Origin of the sequence: Spiroplasma endosymbiont of Polydrusus formosus, assembly GCF_964263245.1 — a bacterium.
GTDB lineage: Bacteria > Bacillota_I > Bacilli_A > Mycoplasmatales > Mycoplasmataceae > Spiroplasma.
This window is the reverse complement of sequence record NZ_OZ181656.1, coordinates 1,377,586-1,395,121: the sequence shown is the minus strand read 5'-3', so window position 1 is coordinate 1,395,121 and position 17,536 is coordinate 1,377,586. Positions and strand designations below refer to the sequence as shown.

Here is a 17,536-nt window from a genome sequence, read left to right as displayed (position 1 = left end):
ATAAAAACACTTGATTAATGACAAAGAAATTTTTAAAAAGGAATTTTAAATACACAAAAAGAGTCAAAAAAACCATTTAGAAAAAAAGATTTAAATTATTACAAAGTTAGGTATTGAATTACTAAAAAAGCTCCATGACTTTTACAATTAAGCAAACCAATAATCGTCTCTTTTATTAAACAAAATTGTTGTGAGTATTCAATAAAATTATTGCTAGAAATAACAGGGTTAAAACGTAGTTATTGAGATAGATATAAAAATTATGACAGTAGCAAAAAAGATAAAAAAGCAATAAATGATATTGCAAAAGTATATGAAGAAAATTTAAAACAATTTAGATACCGAAGAATTACTAAATATTTAAATGAATATTATGATATAAAATATAATTAAAAAAAATTTTTAAGGATTATGTGTAATAATCAAATACAACCTGAATATGTAAGAAAAATGAGAAGAAAAATGAAGTATAAACATAATAAATAAATAAAAAATTTTATTGCAATATCCTGATTTAATTAATTGTAAATTCAATGATATAAAAACAAGGTTTTTAGTACTATATACTGATGTAACATATTTAATTTGAAAAAGAGAAAGATATTATCAATCAACAATTATTGATGAATATACTAAAGAAATAGTTGATGTAAAGTGATCTAAATATAACAAAAATAAATTAGTAATGGATAATTTAAATGATGCAATTAAAAAATAAAATTAATAAAAAAAGATCTGAATGGCATAATAATTAACTCAGATCACGGATATCAATATAAATTCGCTATTTATCACGATAAATGTTTATCTAACAACGGTATTATAATTTCAATAAGGAAAAAATACCACTATGCAGATAATATTGTTATAAAAAGTTTTCATTCATTACTTAAAAAAGCTACAATAAATAAGAAAATATATAATTCACACGAATAATATATAAAAAATGTTATAAAATGAAATACATGGTATTAAAATCGTAAATAAAAAGATATAATTAAAAAAATAATAAATACTTTTTATTAGTACTTACTAAAATGGGTACAGTCTTTTATTTACCATCTTTTTTATTTTCTTGACTAATTTTTTGTAACTTAATTGTTAAATCATTAATTGCATTAATTTTAGCAATAAATAATAATTCATCATCTAATTTAATTGTTTCAACATCTCCGGGCAAAATAACACGACCTTTACGTTTAACATAAACAATGTTATAATCTTTGTTATTAATAAAACGAAGTTCTGATAGTGTTTGTCCCTCAATACTTGAATCAGTTACTTGAATAATTAATGAAGCATAATTTTCATCAACAGTTTGCATTTCAACATCAATATCAAACATTGCTTTTGTTGCGGTAATACTTCCGGCCATTGTATCGGGCTGTACAATATTTTTAATTCCTAACGCTTTTAATATTCGCGTATGACGAATATCTTTTGATTTTGCAATAATATTAGTAATACCAATATCTTGTAATCCAACAATTGTTAAAACACTAGTTTCAATATTACTTGCCATAGTAATAATGACAGTATCGTATTGGTCTAAGCCTTGTTCAATTAAATTTGTTTTAACTGTTGAATCTAAGGAAACCCCATCAACTTGGTCGTAGCTAGCAATCATATTATTAACTTTTGTTTGATCAATATCAAAAACCATAATATGCTGTTTTCGCGCAATTAATGTCTCCACGATCGAACGTCCAAAGTTATTTAATCCAATAATTGCAAAACTTTTTCTTCGTGCCATTATACCCCTTTTTATTACATATTTATATTATACTATTTTTTTATTATTATCAACAATTAATAACTTGTAGTATATAATAATACTAATGGAAGAGGGAAGCGCATGGTTTTTTTTCAATTATATTTTAAAAATATTTTTAAAAGAAAAAGTTGTAGTAAACAACGACGAAATAATGACCCCAGTACGCCATTGACACGACGTCACCATTGGTTTCCTTTTTCAAAAATATCAGGAAGATTATTTTTAGTTTATATTTTAATTGTTTTTTTGGGTGGACTATTATTATCTATTCCCGGTGTTGTTAATGGTGGTTGAACTGTTTCTGATCGTAAGGGGGATATTATCATAGAGCGTTATGATTTTAGTTGGAATTATTTAGTTGGTTTATTTACTGCTTCAAGTGCTTTTTCCGATACAGGGATTACGATTAGCAACACAGCGGCTGATTATAGTTTTTGAGGGCAGTTAATAATCTTAATATTGATTCAAACAGGTGGTTTTGGAATCGTTACTTTTAAAGTTATGATTTTTGTTTGATTAGGACGGCGAATTTCAATTAAAGATAAAATGTTAGTACAAAGTGAACGAGGAAGTAGTAATTTTGGTCATACAATTGATTTAATTAAAAATAGTTTTATTTTCTTAATTATTTTAGAGTGTTTTGGAGCAATTTTGTTGTTTTGCAATTTTTATTTTTCTGAATTATCAATTGAAGAGAAATATATGATTGATAATGTTACTTACCATAATTTTTGACGAAGTTTATGAAGTGGGGTTTTCCATTCGATTTCTTCAATTAATAATGCTGGATTTGATATTATTGGTAATTCATCATTAATGCCTTATAATAGCGATTATTTTATTCAGTTTGTCTTTTTATTTCAATTTATTATTGGAGGTTTAGGATTTCCAACTTTTTATGACTTAAAACGTAAATTAGTGGCATGACGACGTAAAGAACATGCTAAATTCACTTTATTTACAAAAATTAATTTAATTACCTATGTTGGTTTATCGGTTGTTGGGGTTTTTATTGTTTGATTGATTGAATTTACTAATATTAATACGTTAAGTATTCAAGGTAATTATATTGAAAATATTTTACGAAATTCAACTTCAAATTGGAATAGTTTTATGAATATTTTCTTTAATACAATGTCAACCAGAAATGCTGGTTATTCAACGGTTGATATAGAACAATTTTTACCAGGGACTCGGATTATAATGTCAATTATGATGTTTATTGGTTCAGCCCCATCTTCAACAGCAGGAGGAATTCGAACTACAACATTAGCTGTTATTATCATTACCATTTGGTCCATTATTCGGAATAATAATAGTGTTAATGTTTTTAAACGAAAAATTCCAAATGAAACAGTAAAACGAGCCCTGGGAGTTACCATTATTTCGGGAGCCTTAATTGCCATTGCTGTTATTTGCATTAGTTCGGAAAATCCTAATCTTGATGTCTTAAATATCTTTTTTATGATTTGTAGTGCCTTTGGAACAACGGGATTAAATACATTAGGTTTTAAAGATATATATAATCTTGATGTTTTAAGTACTTTAATCTTGATTTTATTAATGTTTATTGGACAATTAGGGGTTTCTTCAACTTTATTAGTTTCAATTCATGGCAGCAGTGAAAAAGAATATAGTTATGTTGAGGAAAATATTTTAATTGGTTAGTTTAAAAAATGGTCTTTTATAATACACCACATACATTTAATAATTTATAATAATACCGCGTAAAAGCTGTTTTTACATTTAAAATGATAAATTCGGTATGATTAATAAACATTTATTAACAAAAATAAATATAAATGATTAATGATATATTCAAGAGTATACAGTAAAACCCTTTATTGAAGTCTAATAGCAAAATATTATGTCCTTTTGGTAAAAATAATAGTTAATTTGTAAAATTATTAAATAGTGCAAGACATAATATTGTTTTTAGACATATTGATGATAATTTAGATTTTTTTTTAATTAAATAAAATGATTATTGACTTACTAAAAATCTGATTATAAATAATATAATCAGATTTTTAGTAAACGAAAGCAGGTTATATAACATTTATTTACTTTAGAAAAACCATTTGCAATGTTAATGACATTGGTGGATTAGCAACCCTTTTTAGGACACTTTTTATATGGACTGTTGTGATATTTTTATATTATTTGATATTGTTTAATTGCTTATTTTCCTCTGATTTTTAGTGACAATAATATCATTAAAAATTATATAATTAAAATTATCATCTTCTTTTATTTCTTTTTCATCTAAATCAATGTCATTAATATTTACACTTAATTCTTGTGTTAATTTACGATATAATTTTGCTTCAACCATTTCTTTTGGTCGTTTATTTCAAGGTGAATATTCACTATTTCCACTTGAACTACTATTTTTTAAACGGTCAATATCGGCTTTTATTAATAAAATTCCTTTTGTTTCACCAGTTAAACGATTAACAACAAAAGCATAAGCACCAACAATATTTTTATATTGACTGGGGTATTTGTCATAAAATCTATTTCATGTAATTTTGGTTTTTGTAAATCGGTATCTCATACAAATTTTTCACTTTTATAAAAAATTTCTCTTTTTAACATTCAATTTTCTTGTTCCATTCTTTTTGAAAAACAGAACTATCAATAATAGTTGTTAATTTATTTTTGAATGAAATAATATTAAAATCCTTTCCAAAAATTAAACCTTTATTACTTAAATTAATAATTCCTAAGGCCGTAATTTTTGTATTATCTGCATTATTAATTAATTGTAAATAACTTTGTCCTTTTTTCATTTTTAATTCTTCAAGTGCTAAAATATTTTATTTTAAGAATTTTTCATTAACTTTTAATTCGTATTTAATAATTGCACCTTTAATATACCGTTGTAATTAATTTGTCATTTTATTTTTCTCATTTATTTATTTTAAATTTAATTCCGTTAACTCCAATATTATTAATATCTTTATTACTATCTCATTATTTTTTAATTTCGTTTTTAACAATTTGTTCATCAATAATTAAATAGTTTTTAATAAGATTAATAAGTTATAATTTATCGGTTTCTTGTAAAAAATCATCATTAATATCTAATATATTAATATCTTTAACTAATAATTTTTCTTTCCGAAATTTACTAGTATTTTTTTCTAATTCTTACTCAATTTTTGTTACATCTTCCCATAGCACGAATTTGTTCATCTTAAATTTGATCCATGTCTAACCCCATATCAAGTGTCAATTTATTAGAATATTCAACCCTATTTTCTTGTTTTTGTTTTTTAGTTTAAATAAACTGTTATTATTTTAAATATCAAACTTGTATTATACTATTTTTAATTTCAATTTTATTATTTTTAAGTACTTTTTCTAAATTAATAATGTTAACTATAATTAAATTTAATTTATCTTTAAAATTTTTTATTAGCTAAATTATACTTGTAAGTGCAAGTAAATAAAATTGCAAAAAATTTCATATAAAAATTTCATGATGCTAAGTTTATTTTAGAAAAATTAAAGCAAGGAGTTTTTTATATGGGATATAAACATCTTGGCATAGATGAAAGAATTTATATTGAGAATCAATTGAAATTTAAATTAAAAATTAGTGAAATAGCTAAAAATCTTAATCGAAGTATTAGTACTATTATTCGAGAAGTTAATAGAAATAAAGATAATAATCATTATTTTTCATTAATTGCACAAAATAAAGCAGAAAATAGAAAACAATCACATGTTTATTTTCATAAGTTTAAAAATAGAGAATTAGTAAAATATGTACAACAAAAATTATTATTAGGTTGATCGCCTGAACAAATTTATGGAAGAATTAAAAATTTTCATAAAGAATGAATTATTAGTTTTAAAACAATTTACAATTGAATTTATTCTGGATTACTTGAAAAGGTTACTAATAAAAATTTAAGAAGAAAAGGTAAGAAACGAAAATCTCAAGAAAATCGCGGTAAATTTAATGGTAAATCAATTAAAGAACGAAATGTTAATGTTAATAATCGCATAACTGTTGGCCATTGAGAGGGTGATACTATAGTATCATCGCGAGGTAAAAGTAAATCATGTTTAATAACTTTAGTTGAAAGAACATCAAGATTTACTTTAGCAATGTTAGTTGAAAATAGAACTACTAAAGTTATTAACGAAAACATTAGCCATTATTTATCAATTCTTCCAAATAATCTTGTTAAAACTATAACATTTGATAGAGGTAAAGAATTTGCTAATTGACAACAACTTGAAAAAAATTTAAATGTGAAAATTTATTTTGCTAATGCATATTCACCCTGACAAAGAGGTACTAATGAAAATACTAATGGGTTAATTAGAGAAAAATTTCCTAAAAAATTTAATTTTTCAAATACCACGAAAAATGCAGTTCATAAATTTATATTGTCTTTAAACCATAGACCAAGAAAAATACTAAATTATCTTTCACCAATCGAATATTTGGTTAGAAAAATAATTTAGTTGCACTTAACTTTACAATTAGGCATAAAATTATTTTTTTATTCTTTAATAATACTAATACTTGTCTTATAATTATTATTTGAATTACAAGCAATTGGAATTGTTGCAACAATTCCAATTGCTTGTAAAATACTTAAAATCTTTTTCATAACATTAATCTTATTTTTCTGCTGTTTTATTATTTGGTAAATAATTTAATAATATATAAATTTGCTGTTTGTATCTACATAGCACATTTTATTAATTTTATAACTACTAAATAAAAATACCGTATGATCAAAACACCACCATTAGCATAATCAACACAAATTGCATAACTATCAAATTGATACTGTTTTGTATTGGTGTTATAAAAATCTTGCAAGTTATATTCTTGGATATATTTACGATAATTTCGTAAAACATAAATGCTGGGGTCATTATCGTTATATTCAAAACCGTAATATTCTAATTCAAATAAATCTGGTCGTTCTTCTTTATTTGTTAAAACAAGTTTTTGAAGAATATCCGGAATTTTGTTTCAAACAGCCCCCATTGTTAAGCGTAAATTAAAAATTCCTAAACCATTAAATGCTTGGTTGTTTTCGCAATATACTTGATTATGTTCTTTTAAAAGCGTTTTTATTCGTTCATTTAACGGTAAATACGGCGTGACAAATTTTTCATAAAAGACATGTTGTTTATCAAAAGGATTAAAAGTAAATTGGTTGGCATATGTTTTATGAAAATATGTTGTTACGGTGCTATATTTTTGTCATATTATCTAATTCTTGAAATGTCCAAGATAATTCTTTAACTGCGATAGGATTATCTAAATTATATTGTTCGTTGCCATTTTCATCAGTATATTTTTCATAAGACACTTTTAAACTTTTTGAACGAAACATTGAAACTCTTAAATTATTATATCTTTTATCTAGTTCTTTATCCGTTAAGATTTCTTTTTCTTCGGCATGGATCATTTCATCAGTTCAAGCTGAGATAATACCACTGCCTTTACCAACTTTCCCCATAATTTTATTGCCATTCGCATATCCCGCAAAAGTAATGCGAATACCACTAGGAAAAACAATTTCATCACTTTCTTTAACATTTTTCGGTCACACAAATAAATAACGCCATTTCTATTATCAGGTCCGATATCAACCCCATATTTTTTATCATATAAGTAGTAATTACATACATTAATTGTATCGCCAAATGTAGTATCTTCATGGGTATTGGCATATCTTCGTAAAATATTAGATGAAGCATCGGTAAAATTACAAGCAAAAAATAATTTTTCCGCTAGATGATTCCACGTTTTATTAGTACCTCTTCCAGTTGAAACAAACTTTAAAAAACAATTCGTTGTAAAATATCGGGCATAACTATCATCAACGAAATCTTTAAATATTTTTCAATCAAAACCAAAATTATAGTAACTAAAATTTAAATCATATTTTTTATTTAAATGTTTATAACTATTAATTTTTTTTTATTGTTAACTTTACTAAATTATTGCATATTTATTAACCTCTTTATTTTACATATAATACATTATAAGAAAAAATGAAGATAATTTGTATAAAAATGAAAAAATTTAAAAATTTAATATTTGATGAACGAGATTTTTTTAAGAATTTATTGTTATCTGATGCTTGTAAAAAGAAAAATGGTGCGATTAATTTATCAGAAATAGCAAGACAAATTGGTTGTGGAATTAACACTGTTAAAAGAGAAATTAAACGATTTAAAAATATACAAGATTATAAACCATCAGATGTTCACAAATATTATAAACAAAAGCGTAAAAAATGTATTAAAAAAATACCTGAATTTACAAAAAAGCAGTTAGATTTTATTAAAACAATATTTAATAAATACCACGATACACTCGAACAATTGATTTATCGTTATTTTATAAAATTTGGTGTTAAATTTCCTGCTTGTGTTAAAATTTTATATAAATTAATTCTATTAGGAAAATTATAATTAATAAAACAAAATTTGCCTCATCGTGGTAAAAAATATAAAACAAAACAAAAACCTGATAATAATGGAAAATTAATTAATTTTAAATCAATTTGAGATATTGAAAATAAAGTTTCTAGTGTTGGTTGATTTGAAATGGATATTATTGTGGAAAAAACCATCATTATAGTTGTTTGGTATTATTTTAACAGTCAAGTAATAATTACTTTGCAATGAAATTTAAAAATCATAGTACTATCGAAATTATAACAAAATTTAAAGATATTGTTATAAATAATAATTTAATAGGTAAAATGAAAGGAACAATAACAGATTGAGGTAAATAATTTAGTAACTGAAAAGAAATAAAAAAATTACTTGTACTATGTTTGTTTTTGTGATGATGGAACACCTATTCAAAAACCACTAGTTGAAATAATTAATAGAGATATTAGACATTGATTTCCTAAAGGAACAGATTTTAACAATTATTATGCAACAAGAAATAGATTGAATTATTGATATTATTAACAATAAACCAAGGATTTGTTTACAGTGATTAAATTCACAACAATTATTTTTAAATTTATCATCACATATTTAATAATTTTTTATTGAATTAATCAAATAATTTATTAAACTATTTTTAGTGTGTCAAAATTAATAAATTTAAGATAAAAATACAATAATTTTAAAAATAAAATTATATTGAATGCTTATTTTTTTATTTTATAATAAAATTGAATAAAGTGTGGAATTTGAATTTATAATTTACAAAAATAAATATTGTAATATTGGTATTGATTTATCACAAACAATGGACTTAACTGCTGTTGTAATTTTAATACCCGAAAAAAACTGGTGATTTTTTTTATTTTGCTACATTTTTTATTTATCGAGAAAGAACCTATGAAAATAAAAAAGAAGACAAAGTTTTATATTATGTTTGAGAAAAACAAGGATACATAACTTTTACACTTTGATCTGTTGTGAATAGAGATGAAATAATTGATTATATTATTGAAACTATTAAAAATATAATTTAATTTGTGTAAAAACTGGATACGATAGATACTATGCAGATTATATAAAAGAAAAATTGGAATAAAATGGGTTTTTCTAATAGAACATAAATTGTAATAAATGGTGTATATACAATATCACCATTAATAAAATTGATTGTTTCATTGTTTTATGATGATAAAATCATTTATAATAATCACCCTATTTTTAAATGAAATTTAGATAACACAAAACTTATAACAGATAGCAAAGTAAATATTATGCTAATTTAAAAAGTTCACACAAAAGGATTGATGGTTTTATGGTACTATTATTTGTTTATAAAATGTATACAAATACATGAACAACATTTTAAAATTTATCAAACAAATATAAGAAAAAATTTTAATGATTAATTAATTTTAAAGTACAAGTTTTTATAAAAATTTATACTTTTTTAAATAATGATGATATTATCGTTACGACTTAAATTATTTGGTTTAAGTAAGGGGGTAATAAAATTATTTTGTGATTTAAGAAAAAATAAATAATAATTTATCCAAAAAACAAAATTTTATGTATATTAATTGTGACTTTAAAACTTTTTTATCAAAATTTTACTAATAATTATGAAATTGATGTTGTTAAAAGCACAATTAATCGAATAGTTAGTGATATGGCGCAGTTAAAAACCGCGCCATAATGTCTAATCCATTTGACGATAAATCAGATAATGACCATAATAAAACCCAATCATTATTAACTTAAAAACAAAAGACTTAGAAAAACAAGCCTATTTACAAGCATACCGTAAGCAATATTATACTAAAATATTTGATACTGTTTTAAAATATTATGGTTTATGAGATGGCACAGGCGAACGTCCTTATGGTTTTGATTTATTAGTGTTAGTTTAGTTGACCAAATGCGACAAAATGAATTAATTACTGCTAGATTAGATAATGGCACAATGGAACCAGTAAGAGCTATAACTGAATATGACAATATCGATGAATTAGAAGCAACAAAATATTTTGAAAAAATAGAGGCATGACAAGATAAAATGCAAGCCAAAGAGATCGAACATAATAATAAATTAATGTAATATGATGAAATTGGTAATAATCAAAATGCTTTACAAGGTAGAACAGAAATTAAGGATAATTAAAAAATGAGTAGAATTAATCAATAGATTATAGAAGAATTAAGAAGACAGGCCACGATACCTTAATAGATATAAGAGAAAACATAAAAGATAATGGACATTGAAATGGTATTTTCTTTTAATGTTTATAGTTAATATATCCTTGATATTGAAACAGGTTGAAAACCTAATAATGCTAAACCAAGTAATTACGGTAGTTATTCACAAATATTTGATAATATGGAAAGTACGATTGTTTAATGACAAGATAGTTTAAAAATAGTATAAAAATATAAAGGTGAAGAAATTAATATCTTAACAATTGATGATTTTAAAAATCAACCAGTTAACTCAATTATGATCAAATAACAAAACACTTTTTGTTATAAAATTAAAAGATGAAAATAATAATGTTTATTGAAAATTAATTGATGGTGAAAACATTTATGATATTAATCTAATGTTAGAATACTTAAATCAATATAAATTAAGTTATTTTATGAATAATGATAATAAAGCTGATAATTTTTATACGAAAGAGGTTAAGGTTGGTAAATATTGATATGCTTATGTGATTGATGATAAAAGTTCAATTAAATTTGGAGAAACTAAATTTGAACAAGTATTTACAAAGCGATCAATCGAAAGACAATATACTTTATTAATTTTAGATGAAGATGCAAGTAAATTAAATATTAATGATTATTATAATTTTTATACTTGTATTTAATGACCATGGTTTAAATTTTGGTGGTGATATTAATCATGCACCCCAAGATAGACAATGATTATATCCATCAAACGTTATTAATTTATTATTCACCATATGATGGTGGTTTTTTATGACAAGAAATTACCTTTTCAAGTATTAATAACAAAATTAGTAATAGTGGTTTATCGGTGTAACAATTTATTAAAACATCAGGCGCCCCGGGGAAGGTTATTGTTTTCCTAAAATAACTTATAATGAAAAAATAAATAAAGGCATTGTTGAATTAGATGAGGTTTTATTAAAAGACCCTGGTGTTAGATCAATGACGGTTAAATTTTATGGGTAATCCGACCTTTTTTGATATGCCAGTTATTGATCGACCAATTATTAAAGGTCAATTTAATCCAAAAGTAATGAATTATCGTGATTTATTAATGTATAACACGTATCCTTTTGTCCACCCGACAAAGTAAATACTTATGCTTCACCCAAAGTAAGTTTATATAACATCCAAGGGATTCAACCAATTATGATAACTGGTTATAAAGATTGAAAAACAGATATGGATAGTAAATATGACTTTTTAAATCAAAAAAATAGTTAAATTATTGTTATAACTGATAAAACAAATTCAACAACAACAAATCCCGCTGTTGGCACAACTATTCATACAGAAGATAAGGATTCTAAATTTTATTGATCAAAAAATTGAAAAATAACACCACCAAACAAAATAAAAATAAACGGGTATAGTTGACAATATTATTAGTACTCAAGCATCATTGTATTTTAGAAGAAAAGATGAATTTGATAATACAGTTGACCAAGTTCAAATTGAATATAATAAAATGGGTGCATGTAATGTTTGGGATATTTTAAATATGAATAATTTTATTAACCGTCAAATAACTGCATTACCTTTAAACTATACTCAAAAATTAGTATTTAATCCTTTTACAATAACCGGTGGAGTTGGTAAATTATTAAACTTTATTTCATTTGGTATTCCTTGGGGTTGAGTAATTAATCAAGATTAAAAAACTTGACCTAATTTTCAATGATTAAATGGTTTTATGAGTGCTAATATTTATAGTTTTTATAATGATGCATTTTGAGGTGATAATGTGAAAGATAAAGGTTATTTACCATTTGAAATATTTAAAGAACAAGGGAATATGATAAAGTTGATGCTATCTTTGGAGCAAATGCTACTAGTTTAGGTTTTACAACTTTATTAACTGATAAATTAATGGGTACTGTTTTAACTAAGGATAGTAAACCAACAAATAATATAGTTTATTTAAAATATAATTTAAAATAATTAAATGAAAAAACTAACCAAGTTTATTTAATTAATGAAAAAACCAAAGCAGTTGATGCTCAAACACCAGTTAGTGATAGTGAAAAAGATAATGATTGTGAATTCTTACAAACACCTGATGGAACAAATTGTAGTTATATAATTGATATGTTTTCAATCCAAGCTTTATATAAAGGTAATTTTGAAATTATCTTTTATGCGGATAATACATATACCAATAATGAAAAAGATTATTTAAGATTATCATTACGAAGTTTTAGAGGTAAAACAAAAAGTGTATTAAATAATTATTTACGCAATATGACAACTAATTATAAAACTAGTTTCTTATTACCCCACGACTATGAAATACCAACATTTAATTACCCTGAATATGTATACTATCAGTATAAGTACCATATAAATATAAAACTTATATCAAAGATATTATTCAGGCTAATGCAAAATTACCCATTAACTTTAATTTTACAGTTCAACCACAATGTAAAGTTGGATTAAGTAATTGGTTTTATTTATTTGATTATATAGAAGAATATACGGGGTATTATGAAACTGAAATTGATTTAAAACAAATTGAAACAACAATTCAAAGTGTTAGTAAATTTCAAGATGCTTATAAAACGATTGAAATAAGTAATCTTAATAATTTTTCTATTACCAATAGTACAACTAAAATAGCAAATTATGGTTATTCTAATATAGAATTATTTGTAGGAAGATGACAATGCAATATTAGTGTTGGTGAAATATTTGATTTTAATTTTGAAGAAGATGGAATCAAACAAAAAACAAATGCTAATTTTTATCAAAATAAAATTATTAAAACAGATGAAATTTCAACATAAATTTAAACAATTTGTTATAAGTAAAGTAGATAAATTAGTATCGGTTTCTTTTTCAAAATATAAAACTAAATATCAAGACCAAATAATATTTATTTTTAATGCAAATATTAGATAATAACTTAAAACCCGTTAATAATATTCAAAATGTATGTTTATAAGCATATTATACTAATGATGTAAAATTAAAAATTAGATTTACAAATATTATATTATCAAGGTTTGTAGGAGCTGCTGGTTATCTTAATCGAGGACATAATGCTAATTTAACTTTTTCAAATAGTTCTTATTATTTAAACTTTACCTATAAAAGTAAAAATCAAGTAATAATTACTTTGCAGTGAAATTTAAAAATCATAGTGCTATCAAAATTGTAACAAGATTTAAAGATATTATTATAAACAATAATTTAATAGGTAAAATGAAAATATTTTGCTAAATTTTTATAGGGTAGCATTTTATATAGCAAGAAAAGGACAAAAATATAACAAATATACATCATAATTTATAACAAAAATCATTGAGGAAATTAAACAAAAAGTTGTTGAATAGCAGCAAAACAATATAATCTAAATGCAAATACATTAAAATCTTGATGAGCAAATCATAAAAAAAGGAAACCAAACAATCCTAAAGGACCTAAAATCTCTTTTGTCAAAAGAGATTTATAATATTATAAAACAAGGTATTAACTATTTAAAAACTCCATGATTTTTACAATTAAGCAAATTAAGATGGTTATATAAATAATTATAAGGTAACTTATAAAATTTAAGAAATTAGAACGCTTTAAGAATTTTACTTATATTTTTATTTTAAATCAAACTATTTTATTATCAATATTTATCTCTTATATTTTTCATTTTTAGTATTTTTACACACTAAAAAAATATCTTTTATTTAATTTACATTTTTAAAAGTAATAAATTAAAAACTAAATACTTAAATTTTGAACTTTAATAACTTTAACTAAATTATTTTTATTAACTACAATATTTTTTATTTCTTTATTATTTTTCATATTAGTTTCACTATTAGTTTTAATCATTGAAGCAGTTAATAAATTATTAAAAGTTCTTTTATTATATATTTCGCTTCCTCTATCTTTAACATCTTTTACTTTATGTGAAATATCACCTTCCATATGACAGCCAATATTATTAGAAAGATTTTGATTACAAATACCTTTTTCATTATTTTTAATGTATTTAATTGTTTTTAATAAATAATTTCGTTTATTTTAAATAATATATGGTAAAAGATAATTTAATAAATCTAATATCTCATCATATTTGTCAGTATAAAAATATTGTTTTGCTACATTATATTTTATTTATTGCATTTTATTTCTCTTTCGATATGATCATAAATGTTCAAATTTTTTAACTAAATGATACTTATCTAAATTTATATAAATAATATTATTTTTAAATTATTTCGCAATAGCAATAGCAATAGAAATAGTTTCAATATAATTTGCACCATTACACAAAACTAAAATATTTGTATCTTTTTTAATATTATAACTATGCATTAATTCAATAACTTTATTTATAAATACCTTAATATTAATTAAATTTTTAATTTTATGAGGAATATTATTAATTTCAAAAGTACCTTTTTTATCTTTAATTACTGATATTTTTTCGGTTGATTTTTCCTTATAAAACCCAGTATGTATAGTATAAACTAATATATGTTGTTTAAATTTTTCTTTGGTTTTATTGTATAACATGGTTTGAAATGTATCATCCGCTTGAACATATAAAGTATATACAAGTAATATCTATTTTATTACTTTGATTAATATGAATATAGTCAATTTTACCTAAATCAACATTTTTATAAATATTTAATACCATCATATTACTGATTTTTTAATTAACAACTGTATATACAGTATCATTATATCTTTTTCCATCCCTCATAAATGATAATATTTTTTCTCGCAATGAATTTTCTATTCTTTGTCATTTTTTAAATTTCAAATATTCGTATAACAAAAAACATATACATTTCTTTTTAAAATTTCATCAAAATAATAGTATCTTCTTCGCGTAATAGTTGTTCGTCTTTTTTTTATTAAAGTTTTACTTTTTGTTTATTTTATTTTGTATTTTTGATATTGTGGATCTTTTTTGTTATTTTAAACAATTAATCATCTTTTTCAATTAATTTTTTAGTAATATATTCAATATATTTTTTATCATTTTATTTTTCATAATCTTTAAAAAAGTCAATATTTGTAATCATTTTAGCATTTCCACTTGATAATTATTATCAAATAATAATCACACACTAACTCCACTTTAAATATTTGTCAAATTAATTTTAATAAAAAACAATATTAATAATAATTTTGTAAAGGATGCGACGATAATTATTATTAGATAGTTAATATTATTAACTATCTTTATTTTTATTAAAAAACAGATATGATTATCGCTCTATATATATGTATGGGAAATAAAATAAATAGAAGTTAAAAATAATTAATATTAATTATTTTAATAAGTAATGCAAGGAATCTAATAATCATTCCAATTATCCTACTTTCCTAAAATAGATCTAAAAGCGATTATATATATAATGTCAATAGATCTTGATAAAAAGTTTCAAGATAAGAAAGTTAAATAAATAATATGAAAAAACTTATAGGATTATTAGGGACAATTATTATAACTTGTAACACAGCAAGACCATTAGTTGCCAATAAAAATAATAACAATAAAGATAAAAATTAAAAACATTTTATAAACATTAAATCGCCAAAAAAGACAGGCTTTCAGTGATTTACATTTAGCAGTAAAAATTAAAAACTTAGTTGAAGTTAAATCATTATTAGAACACAAAGCTAATGTTAGTGAAGAAGATTTTTATGGTTGAACACCTTTATTTATTGCAACCATAAATAATTATATAGATATTTTTAAATAATTGTTAAAACAAACCAACATTAATTTTAATATTAATCTTAATATAAAAAACAAACTTCTTGGTGGTATTATTTTGCTTTGATCAGCAAAATATGGTTATAAATAAAATGTACAATTGTTGTTATAATATGGGGTGTGGTGATGATAATGTAACATATAATGAGGATAATACAGGATTAAAATTAGCACATAATCAAAATTATTCAGATATTGTTCAAATTTTATCTGAATAGTTTACAATAAGTTTAATCATATTTATGTTAACTTTCAAATAAAATATAATTATGAAGAAAGTAGGAATATAAAAATGGGGAATAAATTCATCGGTATATGAATTTAAAAAACAAATTGTTTTACTTTATCAAAATGGTAAAACCATTCTTGAAATTTTTAAATAATATAAGGTGTCAAAATCAACTATATATCAGTTAATTGAAAAATTTCATAATTCTGGATTTTTTAAAGCGAAAAATAATCGCACTGTTGAAGAAAATGAACTTGATTGCCTTGCAAAAAGAATTAATCTAATTATAATGAAAAACAACCCTTTAAAGCAAGCATTGCTGATAATTAGCAAAAAATAGAAATTATTAACAATAATAAAGAAAAATATTCCATGCGAAAAATTGGTCAAATAGGATCAAAATTAAAGATAGCAAAATCAACATATTACTATCAAATTAATAAATGTGGCTATTGTTGATGTTAATAATTATGAACAAGAAATTATCAATGCATTTATTATAATGATAATCGCCAAAATTTATGGATCTTGTAAAATTAAAGCTTTTTTAATTTAAAAAAATATTATCTTATCGCGAAGAAAAATTCACCAAATTATGATTAAAGATTAGTTAGTATCTAAATACACCAAATTAAAATATCGTAATCATAATTTGGTGGTTAATAACGACGAAATTAGCAACGTTTTAAACTGTGAATTTAATAATTAATAATAAAACACAACCCAATGAAGTTGTTGTTAGTGATTTAACATATGTTCAAGGTGGTGTTAAATGACATTTGACATTATCCTTTGTTTGTTGATTGACTTGTTTAATCGTGAAATAATTGGCTATAGTGTCGAGACAAATAAAATAGTACAACTAGTGCAAGAAACCTTTTATTCAATTATAAGATCATTAAAACAAATTACGTTATTTCATACTGACTGGGGGCAATGAATTTAAAAATAAAATCATTGATAATATCTTAAGTACTTTTAACACCAAACAATCATTAAGCAATAAAAGGGGGCTATCCTTATGATAATGCTGGGGCTGAAACAATTTACAAAAGTTTTAAAAAATAATTTGTCAAGAGGCAAAAATTTATAAATTTAACCCAATTAAAATACAAATTATTTGACT

General features: G+C 22.8%; 21 protein-coding genes and 2 pseudogenes. 16 read left to right on the top strand and 7 right to left on the bottom strand.

The annotated features are described in order from the left end of the window. Window positions 1–210: 210 nt before the first annotated feature. Window positions 211–393 carry a hypothetical protein gene (locus tag ACE38S_RS07530; protein WP_374697076.1) on the top strand — a complete coding sequence of 61 codons (183 nt, stop codon included), beginning with the start codon at window positions 211–213 and terminating at the stop codon, window positions 391–393. A 106-nt stretch (window positions 394–499) separates the two neighbouring features. Next, window positions 500–718 carry a hypothetical protein gene (locus ACE38S_RS07525; protein WP_374697075.1) on the top strand — a complete coding sequence of 73 codons (219 nt, stop codon included), beginning with the start codon at window positions 500–502 and terminating at the stop codon, window positions 716–718. 333 nt (window positions 719–1,051) lie between these two features. Here the strand turns inward: ACE38S_RS07525 and ACE38S_RS07520 are convergent, their stop codons facing one another. Further along, window positions 1,052–1,753, bottom strand: coding sequence for a potassium channel family protein (locus ACE38S_RS07520; protein ID WP_374697074.1), 702 nt, complete (start codon window positions 1,751–1,753; stop codon window positions 1,052–1,054). Between the two features lie 102 nt (window positions 1,754–1,855). On the opposite strand from ACE38S_RS07520, the gene ACE38S_RS07515 reads away from it, so the two are divergent. Continuing rightward, on the top strand, window positions 1,856–3,442 hold the full coding sequence (locus tag ACE38S_RS07515) for a TrkH family potassium uptake protein (protein ID WP_374697073.1): 1,587 nt from the start codon (window positions 1,856–1,858) through the stop codon (window positions 3,440–3,442). Window positions 3,443–3,947: 505 nt separating this feature from the next. Here the strand turns inward: ACE38S_RS07515 and ACE38S_RS07510 are convergent. Beyond that, window positions 3,948–4,331: a hypothetical protein gene (locus tag ACE38S_RS07510; RefSeq protein ID WP_374697072.1), complete on the bottom strand. Its 384-nt coding sequence runs from the start codon at window positions 4,329–4,331 to the stop codon at window positions 3,948–3,950. A gap of 34 nt (window positions 4,332–4,365) precedes the next feature. Continuing rightward, on the bottom strand, window positions 4,366–4,566 hold the full coding sequence (locus ACE38S_RS07505; RefSeq protein WP_374697071.1) for a hypothetical protein: 201 nt from the start codon (window positions 4,564–4,566) through the stop codon (window positions 4,366–4,368). Between the two features lie 739 nt (window positions 4,567–5,305). Here ACE38S_RS07505 and ACE38S_RS07500 point away from each other — a divergent pair. Beyond that, window positions 5,306–6,256, top strand: coding sequence for an IS30 family transposase (locus tag ACE38S_RS07500; protein WP_374695926.1), 951 nt, complete (start codon window positions 5,306–5,308; stop codon window positions 6,254–6,256). A gap of 223 nt (window positions 6,257–6,479) precedes the next feature. Here ACE38S_RS07500 and ACE38S_RS07495 read toward each other — a convergent pair whose 3' ends face one another. Further along, on the bottom strand, window positions 6,480–6,791 hold the full coding sequence (locus ACE38S_RS07495; RefSeq protein ID WP_374697070.1) for a hypothetical protein: 312 nt from the start codon (window positions 6,789–6,791) through the stop codon (window positions 6,480–6,482). Window positions 6,792–6,999: 208 nt separating this feature from the next. Then, window positions 7,000–7,362 (bottom strand): hypothetical protein, encoded by a 363-nt coding sequence (locus ACE38S_RS07490; protein WP_374697069.1) that lies wholly within the window; start codon window positions 7,360–7,362, stop codon window positions 7,000–7,002. Window positions 7,363–7,476: 114 nt separating this feature from the next. Between ACE38S_RS07490 and ACE38S_RS07485 the strand changes: the two genes are divergently transcribed. From ACE38S_RS07485 to ACE38S_RS07445, 9 genes and pseudogenes are all read left to right on the top strand, one after another. Further along, on the top strand, window positions 7,477–7,626 hold the full coding sequence (locus ACE38S_RS07485; RefSeq protein ID WP_374697068.1) for a hypothetical protein: 150 nt from the start codon (window positions 7,477–7,479) through the stop codon (window positions 7,624–7,626). Between the two features lie 202 nt (window positions 7,627–7,828). Next, window positions 7,829–8,813: pseudogene (locus tag ACE38S_RS07480) on the top strand (IS30 family transposase). Between the two features lie 1,260 nt (window positions 8,814–10,073). Next, window positions 10,074–10,316 carry a hypothetical protein gene (locus tag ACE38S_RS07475; RefSeq protein WP_374697067.1) on the top strand — a complete coding sequence of 81 codons (243 nt, stop codon included), beginning with the start codon at window positions 10,074–10,076 and terminating at the stop codon, window positions 10,314–10,316. A gap of 364 nt (window positions 10,317–10,680) precedes the next feature. Then, complete coding sequence (locus ACE38S_RS07470; RefSeq protein ID WP_374697066.1) at window positions 10,681–11,085, top strand: hypothetical protein; 405 nt, start codon at window positions 10,681–10,683, stop codon at window positions 11,083–11,085. Between the two features lie 35 nt (window positions 11,086–11,120). Then, window positions 11,121–11,261, top strand: coding sequence for a hypothetical protein (locus tag ACE38S_RS07465; RefSeq protein ID WP_374697065.1), 141 nt, complete (start codon window positions 11,121–11,123; stop codon window positions 11,259–11,261). Window positions 11,262–11,378: 117 nt separating this feature from the next. Continuing rightward, entirely contained in the window at window positions 11,379–11,540 is a 162-nt protein-coding gene (locus ACE38S_RS07460) for a hypothetical protein (protein WP_374697064.1), read from the top strand. A 309-nt stretch (window positions 11,541–11,849) separates the two neighbouring features. Beyond that, on the top strand, window positions 11,850–12,104 hold the full coding sequence (locus ACE38S_RS07455) for a hypothetical protein (protein WP_374697063.1): 255 nt from the start codon (window positions 11,850–11,852) through the stop codon (window positions 12,102–12,104). A gap of 36 nt (window positions 12,105–12,140) precedes the next feature. Next, window positions 12,141–12,287, top strand: coding sequence for a hypothetical protein (locus tag ACE38S_RS07450; protein WP_374697062.1), 147 nt, complete (start codon window positions 12,141–12,143; stop codon window positions 12,285–12,287). A gap of 1,265 nt (window positions 12,288–13,552) precedes the next feature. Then, a pseudogene (locus ACE38S_RS07445) lies at window positions 13,553–13,657 on the top strand (IS30 family transposase); the annotation flags it as partial. 507 nt (window positions 13,658–14,164) lie between these two features. Here the strand turns inward: ACE38S_RS07445 and ACE38S_RS07440 are convergent. Continuing rightward, a complete protein-coding gene (locus ACE38S_RS07440; protein ID WP_374697061.1) occupies window positions 14,165–14,374 on the bottom strand; it encodes a hypothetical protein in 210 nt (69 codons plus the stop codon). A 288-nt stretch (window positions 14,375–14,662) separates the two neighbouring features. Then, on the bottom strand, window positions 14,663–14,965 hold the full coding sequence (locus tag ACE38S_RS07435) for a hypothetical protein (RefSeq protein WP_374697060.1): 303 nt from the start codon (window positions 14,963–14,965) through the stop codon (window positions 14,663–14,665). Window positions 14,966–16,258: 1,293 nt separating this feature from the next. Between ACE38S_RS07435 and ACE38S_RS07430 the strand changes: the two genes are divergently transcribed. From ACE38S_RS07430 to ACE38S_RS07420, 3 genes are all read left to right on the top strand, one after another. Continuing rightward, the gene (locus tag ACE38S_RS07430; RefSeq protein WP_374697059.1) at window positions 16,259–16,399 is read left to right on the top strand and encodes a hypothetical protein; all 141 of its coding nucleotides are present in this window, start codon (window positions 16,259–16,261) and stop codon (window positions 16,397–16,399) included. A gap of 171 nt (window positions 16,400–16,570) precedes the next feature. Continuing rightward, window positions 16,571–16,750: a hypothetical protein gene (locus ACE38S_RS07425; RefSeq protein ID WP_374697058.1), complete on the top strand. Its 180-nt coding sequence runs from the start codon at window positions 16,571–16,573 to the stop codon at window positions 16,748–16,750. A gap of 432 nt (window positions 16,751–17,182) precedes the next feature. Further along, the gene (locus ACE38S_RS07420; RefSeq protein ID WP_374697057.1) at window positions 17,183–17,356 is read left to right on the top strand and encodes a hypothetical protein; all 174 of its coding nucleotides are present in this window, start codon (window positions 17,183–17,185) and stop codon (window positions 17,354–17,356) included. The last annotated feature ends 180 nt before the right edge of the window (window positions 17,357–17,536 follow it).